Genomic DNA, 11,836 nt, shown 5'->3' on the forward strand with positions numbered 1-11,836 from the left:
AAGTGTTGGTTGTTTTATTTTGATAATTTTATTTGAGTACTTAAGTTTCCGCTTCCGTCAATAATTTCCATAGCATTTAGACGTTGCATAACTGCTTTTTTAGATTTAGAAACTTTAGCTTTTGGGTTGTTTTGTGATTGAACAGTTTTATCAAACCTATAAATTACAGTATATGAAGCGTCATTAAACACTTTTTTATTCTCACTTTTTAATTTATTGTACTGTCTTTTAATTTGATCCGAATAAGTATATTTTCTTTTAAACTGACTATTGTTTTTATCAAAGAAATAAGATGAAATCACCATTTTATTTTTCTGCTTATTAGAAACGTTATTAGTAATCTTATTGATATTATCAATGTTATTGAAATTACATTTCACCGAAAATATAAAATTATCATAATCGGCTGTTTTAGTAACATTTGTAATACCATCTGCTTTATTAAGCTCGGCAACAATATCGTTTAACCCTTTTTGAATATCTTGCCTTGATGGTACTTTATATCCATTTATTGAATCAAGTAACATTATGGAAGCTATCTTAGACTTACTTTTACTTAAGTTTAGCGTGTAAGTCATAGTACCAGAACCATCACTTTTGAGATCTATTTCCTCTATAACTTCAAAACAAGAAGTTATTGTTATTAGTGTTACTAGTAAAAGGCAGAATTTAAATAGGTTATAAGTTTTCATAAAAGCGATTTATTCAAAAATCAAATATACAGAGGTTTTAGTTTATAAATAAAAAAACTCCGAAAGAGATTTCGGAGTTTTTAATAATTGGTAAAAATAAATGGATTTACTCGACTACAATTTTCTTTGTAATTGTTCTTCCATTATTTTTAATATTAAGTAAATATATTCCTGACTGTACGTCTCCAAGACTTAAAGACTTGTCAAACTGACTAGAAACATTATCATATGTGTTTTGTAAAATACTTCTACCTCTCATATCAAATACTTCTACATTAACATCTCCCGACACATCATTAAATTTAATATTGAAGTCTCCATTATTAGGATTTGGATATAGTGAAAATTGATCTTCTAAATCAAAATTTTCAACACTTAAAACAGGTGTTAAATCTCCTCCGGAACAAATAGTAATTGTTACAGAATTCCAAGTAGAAGTTGTACCGTCTTCAGTTACATCTGTAACAAAGAAAACCCAATCTCCAGAAGAATTCTGACCATCCGCAAAAGAAAGTGGTGTTTGTGGTAAAACATTATCTCCATTATCTGTACTACTACAGTCTACAGCTACACCTTCATCATCAAAAGTTAAATCTGTATTAACTGCTAAGCTACAAATACCAGAAGCTAATGCCTGTATGTCATCTGCTTGCCAAGGTGCTCTAATTGCATAAAACAAATCTGAGTTATCTGCTGTAGTAAAATTAACATTGACATCTAAATCTTCAATTACAACATTATCTGGAATATTTAACGCATAACCTGTATAACTAGTTGAACTTTCTGGTATTGCTACACCTGCATTAAACGTATAGTCTTCACAAGTTTGATCTCCTTGAACATATGTATAATTACCTATTGCAAAAAACTTTTCATTAAGATTAAAAAATATGTTTCCTGCACCTTCTACCATAACTCTACAAAAAGGAGCTGAGACATTAGGAACAGTGATGTCATAATTTCCATTATTTGGCACATTTGACGCTAATACAGTATCAAATGTCTGACCATTATCTGTAGATAATAATATATTTACATTTGGTGTAGCAACACCAGGAGCTACATTTGTACCAGCAACATCCCATGTTATAGTTTCTGTATTTCCTGCTGTCCAAACAATTTGGTCTGTATTTTGAGACGTAACTAAAAATGGCCCATCAGTCGCATCAACAGTAGCCGTCATATTATCGACTGCTGTTTGACCTCCATTTGGATCATTATCTCTTACTGTTAATCTAAAATTTTCGTTTCTTCCTACTGAGGCTAATTTTTCCCAAGTAGTAGACACACCTCCATTAGTAACAATATCTTCTAATCTTGGTATGTATCGTGTTGGATTTGAAGTCCCTTCAAAAGATCTAACTAAAGGTCCTGTGGTATTAGTTTCAACAGGTAAACCAGCACTTCCTAAATCGTATTGCTCCCAAGTATAAGTATGTGATGCAACTCCATCTGCATCTGTTGACGATCCAGTTAATTTAAAAGGTGTTGATTTTGGTATAACATAATTTAATCCTGCCTCTGCAACAGGAGCGCTATTACCTGTATTAGTTTGACTTGCACATTGACTAGCACCTGCTGTAATATTATCCCAAATCATTTGTAAACTTTTTTGATGAAAGTAAGCATCACTATTTGATTGTACATTTTGAGGAGCACAAATACCAGCATAAGCCATTATTGTAGATCCACTTCCTGGTTCATAAGCATTACTAGCTGATCGGTTATTTCCTGCACAATTACCTTCGTCACCATTAAAAGTATGAGGTGCTCCAAATTGATGTCCTAATTCATGTGCAACAAAATCGATATCATAAGCATCTCCAACTGGTGTTGGTAATCCTGTTATACCTCTTCCTTTACTGTTTGTATTACATGGAGAATTTAGAGAAGCTAAACCACCTCCTCCAGTAGAAAAAGTATGACCTATATCGAAATTAGAAGAACCAATAATTGATGTAATTTGGTTATGACTTTCAACTATTAAAAGGTTAGCATTATCATTTGAAAAGTTATCAGAATCAATAAAAATTAAACTTTCATTGTTTGCTACTAACGTCATTGTCACAGACAAATCTCTTTCATAAACAAAATTATTTCTATTCATTGTTACTACCATTGCTGCTAAAACAGCTGCTTTTTTAGTAGCTTCAGTAGCGGTTGCAGGAATACCTGCTGCCGTCCAATGAAATTCAGAATACTCAATAGTACAAGCTAACCCCAACCTAAACTCTCTCATAATACCATCATTAGCATTAAAAACTGTATTGTCATTAAAACTTCTTTCTGTTTCGATAGACTCATCTTCAAAATCACATGTCCAATTTTGATTTAAAACTGGTAAATCTTTTTTAGCATACACGATATAATTTGCTCCATCTTTTGTATAAGGATCTATATACTCCATACCAACACGTTCATTAAAAGATATAGTATGTAATCCTTGAGGAGTAATACTAAATCTTATTGTATTAACCGAGTTTGAAATACTTTGTCCTACATAAGTTTTAATATCATCATATTTGTTTTGTAAAGCTGGTTCCATAATTGAAGCTTCCATTATGTTATAGGTTTCAAATCCACCGTTAGATGTTGGAAAACTTACAAATTTAGATTCTGAAATAGAAGTTTCAAATCTTTTTGGAGCACCTGTTAAATATGTTTTAAGCGCACTAATATTAAGACTAAAAAACTGAGATTTTATTGGTTCTGACTTTCTAATATTTAATTCAGAATCAACCAATTTGTCCTTAGTTATAGATTGCCAAAAATTATTGTCTTTTTGCGCATAAGTAGTCGTTACAAATGAAATTGTAAAAACTAATAAAATTAGTTGTTTAAGGTAAATTTGTTTCATATAATTTATTACTTTGTTGTATTTTGTAAATATAATTTCATAAAAGGAAATTTACAATGAATTATTGTTAAAGTAACACGAATCTATATGCGAATTTTATACTTATTACTTATTTTTAACATGTTTTTTTGCTGTAATGTAAGAAAACCCTTGAATCCAGTAAATAATTCTTCAAAAATGGAATTAAATAGTATGTGTCCAGAAGATGGGAAATGCACTTTTAATGTCATTAAAAATAAATCCGTAGTATTAAAAGAAGATGCTTTTGGAGCTACTTATATAGAAGAAATAAAAAACAATAATACACTTCTAAAATTTGAGTATATAAGAAATCCTTTAGAAGGCACTCAGGACTCTAATTATAAAGAAATTATTTACATTAATCTAGATGAAAACTTTAAAAATATTACCAAAATAACAGATAATGTGATTTTTGGAAGAATCTGTTTTTGTAGAGGACAAACTGGTTATTATAAAATTGAAAATGGTAATCTTAACATTTTTAATACGTCTGAAAATAATTATCAATTAAATTTAGATTTCTCAACTAAACAAGTGCCACAGGTTATAAAACAAATTAACGAAACCTTTAAGCTATAAAAAAAAGCGACTTTAATAATTAAAGTCACTTTTTATATTAATTTTCTTCTTGCTTTTGCATGACAAAATCTTCCATGAATTTTGTGGTATAATTACCAGCAATATAATCTGGGTGATCCATTAACTGTCTATGAAAAGGTATTGTTGTATTAATTCCTTCTATTACAAACTCATCTAAAGCACGTTTCATTTTATTAATGGCTTCTTCACGTGTTTGCGCAGTAGTAATTAACTTAGCAATCATCGAGTCATAGTTTGGCGGAATACTATATCCTGCGTAAACATGCGTATCTAAACGTACACCATGACCACCTGGAGCATGTAATGTTGTAATTTTTCCTGGTGAAGGACGGAAGTCGTTAAAAGGATCTTCAGCATTAATACGACACTCGATTGAATGTAAATTTGGAGTATAATTTTTACCAGAAATTGGCACACCTGCTGCTACTAATATTTGCTCACGGATTAGATCAAAATCAATTACTTGTTCAGTAATTGGATGCTCTACTTGAATACGCGTATTCATTTCCATAAAGTAGAAGTTTCTGTGTTTATCCACTAAAAACTCAACGGTACCTGCACCTTCGTATTTTATGTATTCAGCTGCTTTAACAGCTGCTTCACCCATTTTTTTACGTAACGCAGTTGTCATAAACGGAGAAGGAACTTCTTCTGTTAACTTTTGGTGACGACGTTGTACAGAACAATCTCTTTCTGATAAGTGACAGGCTTTACCTGTACTATCACCTACAATCTGGATTTCAATATGACGTGGTTCTTCGATAAGTTTTTCCATGTACATGTCATCGTTTCCGAATGCAGCTTTTGACTCTGTTCTAGCAGACTCCCAAGCGTTTTGTAAATCTTCTTCTTTCCAAACAGCGCGCATACCTTTACCTCCACCACCAGCAGACGCTTTTAGCATGACTGGGTAACCAGTTTCTTTAGCTACTTTTAAACAGTCTTCAAAGTTTTCTATAACTCCTTCACTTCCTGGGACGACAGGTACTCCTGCAGCAATCATTGTTGCTTTTGCATTAGCTTTATCTCCCATTCTATCAATCATTTCTTCAGAAGCACCAATAAATTTAATTTGGTGTTCTTCACAAATTTTAGAAAATTTTGCATTTTCAGATAAAAAACCATAACCTGGATGTATGGCATCTGCGTTTGTAATTTCTGCTGCAGCAATAATGTTTGACATTTTCAAATAAGACTCGCTACTAGCTGCTGGTCCTATACAAACTGCTTCATCTGCAAATTTGACATGTAGGCTTTCTGCATCAGCAGTACTATATACTGCTACTGTTTTAATGCCCATTTCTTTACAGGTTCTGATAACACGTAATGCTATTTCACCTCTATTGGCTATTAATACTTTTTTAAACATCTTTTTTAAATTAGATAATTAGACAAATGGATTATTTGATAATTAAAACTGTTTAAACAGCTTTAATTCTAATAATCTAAAATTAAGATGGGTCTACTAAAAATAATGGTTGATCAAATTCAACAGGAGAAGAATCATCAACTAATATTTTAACGATTTTACCTGATACTTCAGATTCTATTTCGTTAAATAATTTCATAGCTTCAATAATACAAAGCACATCACCTTCTCCAATAGTTTGTCCAACTTCAACAAATAATGGTTTATCAGGAGATGGTTTTCTGTAAAAAGTTCCAATTATTGGAGATTTAACAGTTATATATTTTGAATTTTCTTCTGCTTTAGGTGCTGCTGTTTCTTGTGCTACAGGTGCTGCAGTTGGTGCTGGTTGCATTGCTTGCTGCATTGGCATTTGCGCCTGCATTGGCACTTGTTGGACATACGTTGTTTCTGTCTCAGAACCAGTTCTGATAGTGATTTTTACATCGTCAGTTTCTAATTTAACCTCACTTGCTCCTGATTTTGCAACAAATTTAATTAAGTTTTGAATGTCTTTTAAATCCATAATTATAAGTTATTAATTAAGTTTTTTAGTTAGTTTAAGAGTTGTAAGCCCATTTTAGATATATTGAGCCCCAAGTAAATCCACCTCCAAAAGCAGCAAACACAAGGTTGTCTCCTTTTTTAAGTTTAGATTCAAAATCGTTAAGTAATAATGGTAATGTTGCGGATGTTGTATTACCGTATCTGTGTATGTTTTTTAAGACTTTATCGTCTTGTAAGTTCATTCTGTTAGCTGTAGCGTCAATAATACGCATGTTAGCTTGGTGTGGCACTAACCATGATACATCATCATGAGATAAATTATTACGCTGCATTATTTTTTCGCAAACGTCTGCCATATTTGAAACCGCAAACTTAAATACCGTACGTCCATCTTGGTGTACAAAATGTTGTTTGTTATCAAGGGTTTCTTGAGATGGAGGTAATATTGATCCTCCTGCTTCTATTTTTAAAAATTCACGTCCTGAACCGTCACTTCTTAGATATTCATCTTGAAATCCTAAACCTTCGGTATTTGGCTCTAACAATACAGCTCCTGCACCATCGCCAAATATAATACAAGTAGCACGATCAGTGTAATCTATAATAGATGACATTTTATCTGCTCCTATTAATAGTACTTTTTTATAGCGACCAGATTCTATATAACTTGTTGCTGTAGATAATCCGTATAAAAAACTAGAACAAGCTGCTTGTAAGTCATAAGCAAACGCATTGGTTGCTCCAATTTGTGTAGCAGTATACACTGCAGTTGAAGCTACAGGCATATCAGGTGTAGCTGTTGCTACAATAACTAAATCTATTTCTTTAGGGTCTAGATTTTGTTTTTTTATCAGGTCCTTAGCTGCGTTTATAGCTAAGAAAGAGGTTCCTTGGCCTTCTTCTTTAAGAAGTCTACGCTCCTTAATTCCTGTTCTGGAAGTAATCCATTCATCGTTTGTATCCACAAGGGTTTCTAACACCTTATTAGATAGCACATAGTCTGGTACATAGGCACCAACAGCAGTAATTGCAGCAGAGATCTTGCTCATATTTTAGCTATTTTAGTCAAAAAAAGGTCAAAAACGACCCAATTTGACTGAATTTTATTAAAACTAGTCATTTACCGACTACTTTGTGCAAAGTAAATGCTTTTTAACGTAAAGAAAAACAAATCATAAAAAAAACGCCCACAAGTGAGCGTTTTATTATATGCATGCATAGTAATTATGCTACGTTTTCTTCTACTGAATTGTCAATTAAAACCTGACCTCTGTAATAAAGTTTTCCTTCACTCCAGTGAGCTCTATGGTATAAATGAGCTTCACCAGTTGTTGGGCAAGTTGCAATTTGTGGCGCAGTTGCTTTATAATGTGTTCTTCTCTTATCTCTTCTTGTTTTCGAGATTTTTCTTTTAGGATGTGCCATTTTATATAATTATTTATCCGTTAATAGTTTTTTTAATGTATTCCAACGAGGATCTGTTTCCTCTTTGTCTTCTTTTTTATCTTTTAGCTTTGGGCTAAGTTCTTCTAATTTATCTAATATTTCAGAATCTAATGTTCCATCTTCAACACCTGGATGAATACGCTTACTAGGTAATGCTAACACTACTAATTCATAAATATACTGTTGTACATTTATTTCATATTCACCATGAGGAATAATTAATATATCAATGTGATCATCGTTATATTCTTCCCCAAATTTTATTACCAAATCAAACTGATTTGATATTGGTAGGTCAAAAGGCTCATTAGTCACATCACAATTGACGTTAACTGTTCCTGAAACTTGAAAATTTAACTCTAGTAAAGTTGTTTTTTTCTAAAAGCAAATCTACTTTAATATCACAGGAGTTAAAATCCTCATATTCAAAATGATCAAAGAACGCTTGTTCAATTTTATAGTCAAAATGATGTTTCCCTACTTTTAAACCTACAAATGGTATTGTAAATTCTTTTAATTGCTTCATTACCACATCTGTTTTGAGCCTGCAAATATATAAAATTTTCTTTACTTCTAAGACTTATAAACATTTTTTTGTTTATATCTTTCTTTTAGAGAATTTTAACGGGTTCTTACTAAGCTCTTCATATTCTTTTCTATTATTAAATATATGTATTCCTGTAAAGATTGCTTCTTTAAAAGAATTTACATCTGCAGTACCTTTACCTGCTATTTCATAGGCTGTACCATGATCTGGACTAGTTCGCACGCGATTTAAACCTGCTGTATAATTTACGCCTTGACCAAAAGACAATGTTTTAAATGGTATTAATCCTTGATCGTGATAAGAGGCTATAATAGCGTCAAAGTTTTTATAATTATCGGATCCAAAAAAACTATCTGCTGCAAATGGACCAAAAACCAACTTACCTGAAGCCTTAATTTTTTGTAGAGTTGGTCTTAAAACAGTATCGTCTTCTTCTCCAATAACGCCATTATCTCCAGTATGTGGATTAATACCTAACACTGCAATTTTAGGCTTATTAATTTTAAAATCTTGTATTAATGATGTGTATACGGTATTTACCTTTTTTTCAATAAGTTCTGGTGTAATATGTGTTGCAACATCTTTAACAGGCACATGATCTGTTAATAGTCCAACCCTTAGGTCTTCTGACACCATAAACATAAGACTATCTCCTTCTAATTCTTGATTTAAATAATCTGTATGCCCCGGAAATTTAAAAGATTCGGATTGAATATTATGTTTGTTTATTGGCGCTGTCACCAACACATCAATTGTATTTTCTTTTAATGCTTTTGTTGCTTCTTCAAGAGATTTAATAGAATAAGCTCCTATTTTTTTATCCTCTTGACCAAATTTAATAATCACATTTTCTTTCCAACAATTTAAAACATTAACTCGACCAGGAACAGCCTGACTGATGTTATGTATACCATTTAAATTAATATTTAATTTAAAATGGTTTTTAACAAAACTCATAGTTTTAATAGAAGCAAAAATAATAGGTGTACAAAAATCTAACATTCTATTATCTTCAAAAATCCTTAAGACAATTTCTGCTCCAATACCGTTTAAATCTCCGATCGAGATTCCTAATTTAATATTTTCTTCTTTCTTCATTAATACTACTAACTATTGTTTGTAAATTTACCAAAGCAAATTTAACCAAATAATACGATTAAGTAGATGTTTACAGGAATAATTGAAACCCTTGGTACAGTCAAGCAACTAACCAAACTGAAAGATAATTTAGATATCACTATTGAAAGTACAATTACAAACGAACTTAAAATTGATCAAAGTGTAGCACATAATGGTGTTTGTTTGACTGTTGTCGAAATAAATGAAAACCAATATAAAGTAACTGCCATAAAAGAAACATTAGACAAGACCAATATTGGTGACTTGCAACTAAATGATATTGTGAACATAGAGCGCGCAATGAAACTTGGCGACAGACTTGATGGCCATATTGTACAAGGACACGTAGATCAAATAGCAACTTGTGTTGAAGCGACAGAAACTAACGGAAGTTGGCTATATACTTTTGAATATAATCCAAAATTAAACAATATTACTATTGAAAAAGGATCTATTACAGTTAATGGAGTAAGCTTAACGGTTGTAAACTCGCAAAAAAACAGCTTTAGTGTCGCTATTATACCTTATACACATGAGCATACTAATTTTAAACAATTTAAAATTGGTACTAAAATAAACTTAGAATTTGATGTAATAGGTAAGTATGTTAAACGCTTAAACGAACTAAACGTTTAAAGTTTTTTGTTTCATTATCAGCTTATAAACTCCATAAACCACACCTAAAGCAATTAAAATAACTAAACCACCATCTATAGGAAGACCAGGAGGTGGTGTACTAGCTGCGCCACCAGGAGCAGCTGGCATTGGAGGTGTAGCAATATTTTGCGACACTACCACTGAACTTATTAACAAAAATAAGACAGGTACGATTAATGTTTTTATTTTTTTCATTGCTAATTTGAGGCTGTAAATGTATAAAAAAACGCCTCTAACAAAACATTTAGTTCTCTTTTTTATTCAAAAACATCTTTAAAACGCTTTTTATTTCGCTGAAATGCTATTTCAAAGGGGTTTTAACTATTAATAATATTTAATTTACATTTAAATAATTTACTCAGCTGCATAATTAACACATTACCAAAACCTTAAAACTATTTAGGTAAATTTAAATATTTATCTTTTACAACCTGACCTACTGGTTTATTTTCAATTTTACTTTCTAACCAAGATATAACATCTAAATATAAAAATGCACGACGCTCAAATGGATGATCTTCATACTGTTTTAAAACTTCCAATAATTTAATAAATTCTTTTTTAATGTCTTGAGGATAAACATCTTGCAACCCTCTAATAAATTTAATCATTTCTTTTTGCACTTCATGTAAATCATTCATTTTAATTAAAAACTTATAGGTACTACGAAGTAAGGTTTCTAAATGATAATCCAAACCAGCTTCATAATGCGCTACAAGATTTAATACTCTTGAAAAGCACAATAAGTCTTCACGCATAGATAATGATTTGTTAGAAATAATTTTATCTAAATAAAATATACACTCTTTATTATTACCTGCTCCAAAATGTAAACTAGCAAACTTATAATAAAAGACCATTTTATGATGCTCGTCAATCTTACTACTAAATTTAATTAACTCTGTTTCAATTTGAGGTATTAGCGCTAAACCTTCTTCAAAGCTTCCATCTATAAAAAATTGATTGATTTTATGAAAATTACCATACAAAAACACTAAAGAAGAAACATTTTCATCTTTTGGAAAATTTTTCTGATTAACAACCTCATAAAATTCGTCTAGCTTTTTTATAAATTTTGGCTTATTCTTTATAAAATACAAGGACTCTAATAAATAGTTGTTTCCTTTTAAAAAAAACACAGGATTTAAACTAATCATGTTTGGGCTTTGATAAAACAAATCCACCCATTTTAAAGCATACTTATAACAGTTTAAAAAATCTTGCATCAAAAAACTGTACCACAAATAGGCTTTGTACAGCCATAATTTTTCTCTAAAACCTAAGTTTGTACGCTTTACCTTAGGCAACCTGTCTTCAAAATAAGTCGTTACTGCTTGACTTTCTTCTTCGTTTTTAACATAACCTGTTTTTAAAATTATACTATATAATTGTAATGATAAATTAGACAGTTTACTAGTTATTACATTAGCTTCACTTAGTGACTTAGCCTGTATAGTTAATTCGTCAGCACGACTACCAATACTTCTCGTTATGTATTGTGACTCAATAACTTTTTCAAGCTCCACAATTTCGTAAGCTAAATTTTTTTCTTCATTAACTATTGCAAGTTCTTTTGCCTTATCTAAAATCTTAAGACTTTGTTTATACAGTCCTTTGTGATATAAAATAGAAGCAAAATCTAATTGCTCTCTAATCTGAGAACGTATGTTTTGATGAGACGGGTTTAACTTTAAACTAATTAGTATCTGCTTATACAAATGTGCTTTAACATTAGCTAATTGCTGTTTTTTAACAACTCCACTTTTTAATATAGCTGTTTCACTATAAGATTGCGCTTTATCTAAAAGGTTAAATAAGTTCAGAAATTTAGAGTCTTGATTAACACCAAGCCTTCCTACGTACAACTTAAATTGTCGCTTTTCTGACTTAGTTAAAGACTTAACTAATAAAAATAAATTATCTTTTTGATCTTTAGTCATCAATCTGTTTTTGGTTTAAAAAACTGATTACCAGTGTTTTAT

Annotated in this window: 11 protein-coding genes and 1 pseudogene; 2 read left to right on the forward strand and 10 right to left on the reverse strand. The window is 31.0% G+C overall.

The annotated features are described in order from the left end of the window. Positions 1–14: 14 nt before the first annotated feature. On the reverse strand, positions 15–692 hold the full coding sequence (locus AC0L4B_RS03475) for a hypothetical protein (protein ID WP_473438565.1): 678 nt from the start codon (positions 690–692) through the stop codon (positions 15–17). Between the two features lie 106 nt (positions 693–798). After that, positions 799–3,549, reverse strand: a complete 2,751-nt coding sequence (locus AC0L4B_RS03480) for a reprolysin-like metallopeptidase (RefSeq protein ID WP_473438566.1) — start codon at positions 3,547–3,549, stop codon at positions 799–801. Positions 3,550–3,699: 150 nt separating this feature from the next. Here AC0L4B_RS03480 and AC0L4B_RS03485 point away from each other — a divergent pair, with 150 nt between their 5' ends. After that, positions 3,700–4,149, forward strand: a complete 450-nt coding sequence (locus tag AC0L4B_RS03485) for a hypothetical protein (RefSeq protein WP_473438567.1) — start codon at positions 3,700–3,702, stop codon at positions 4,147–4,149. Positions 4,150–4,186: 37 nt separating this feature from the next. Here the strand turns inward: AC0L4B_RS03485 and accC are convergent, their stop codons facing one another. From accC to pdxA, 6 genes and pseudogenes are all read right to left on the reverse strand, one after another. Beyond that, positions 4,187–5,539, reverse strand: coding sequence for an acetyl-CoA carboxylase biotin carboxylase subunit (gene accC / locus AC0L4B_RS03490; RefSeq protein WP_473438568.1), 1,353 nt, complete (start codon positions 5,537–5,539; stop codon positions 4,187–4,189). An 82-nt stretch (positions 5,540–5,621) separates the two neighbouring features. Continuing rightward, on the reverse strand, positions 5,622–6,104 hold the full coding sequence (gene accB / locus AC0L4B_RS03495) for an acetyl-CoA carboxylase biotin carboxyl carrier protein (RefSeq protein ID WP_473438569.1): 483 nt from the start codon (positions 6,102–6,104) through the stop codon (positions 5,622–5,624). 34 nt (positions 6,105–6,138) lie between these two features. After that, positions 6,139–7,134: a beta-ketoacyl-ACP synthase III gene (locus tag AC0L4B_RS03500; protein ID WP_473438570.1), complete on the reverse strand. Its 996-nt coding sequence runs from the start codon at positions 7,132–7,134 to the stop codon at positions 6,139–6,141. A gap of 175 nt (positions 7,135–7,309) precedes the next feature. Further along, positions 7,310–7,510, reverse strand: a complete 201-nt coding sequence (gene rpmF / locus AC0L4B_RS03505) for a 50S ribosomal protein L32 (RefSeq protein WP_027879374.1) — start codon at positions 7,508–7,510, stop codon at positions 7,310–7,312. Between the two features lie 9 nt (positions 7,511–7,519). Next, positions 7,520–8,057: pseudogene (locus AC0L4B_RS03510) on the reverse strand (YceD family protein). A 72-nt stretch (positions 8,058–8,129) separates the two neighbouring features. After that, complete coding sequence (pdxA, locus tag AC0L4B_RS03515; protein ID WP_473438571.1) at positions 8,130–9,176, reverse strand: 4-hydroxythreonine-4-phosphate dehydrogenase PdxA; 1,047 nt, start codon at positions 9,174–9,176, stop codon at positions 8,130–8,132. Positions 9,177–9,242: 66 nt separating this feature from the next. Here pdxA and AC0L4B_RS03520 point away from each other — a divergent pair, with 66 nt between their 5' ends. Continuing rightward, positions 9,243–9,833, forward strand: coding sequence for a riboflavin synthase (locus tag AC0L4B_RS03520; RefSeq protein WP_473438572.1), 591 nt, complete (start codon positions 9,243–9,245; stop codon positions 9,831–9,833). Here AC0L4B_RS03520 and AC0L4B_RS03525 read toward each other — a convergent pair. Together AC0L4B_RS03525 and AC0L4B_RS03530 are read right to left on the reverse strand one after the other, a co-directional pair. Next, complete coding sequence (locus tag AC0L4B_RS03525) at positions 9,822–10,049, reverse strand: PID-CTERM protein-sorting domain-containing protein (protein ID WP_028288936.1); 228 nt, start codon at positions 10,047–10,049, stop codon at positions 9,822–9,824. The two genes, AC0L4B_RS03520 and AC0L4B_RS03525, sit on opposite strands and share 12 nt — an antisense overlap. Positions 10,050–10,249: 200 nt before the next feature. Continuing rightward, positions 10,250–11,794, reverse strand: a complete 1,545-nt coding sequence (locus AC0L4B_RS03530) for a hypothetical protein (protein ID WP_473438573.1) — start codon at positions 11,792–11,794, stop codon at positions 10,250–10,252. Positions 11,795–11,836: the final 42 nt, after the last annotated feature.

It is taken from the genome of Olleya sp. NP1-10, from assembly GCF_055804415.1.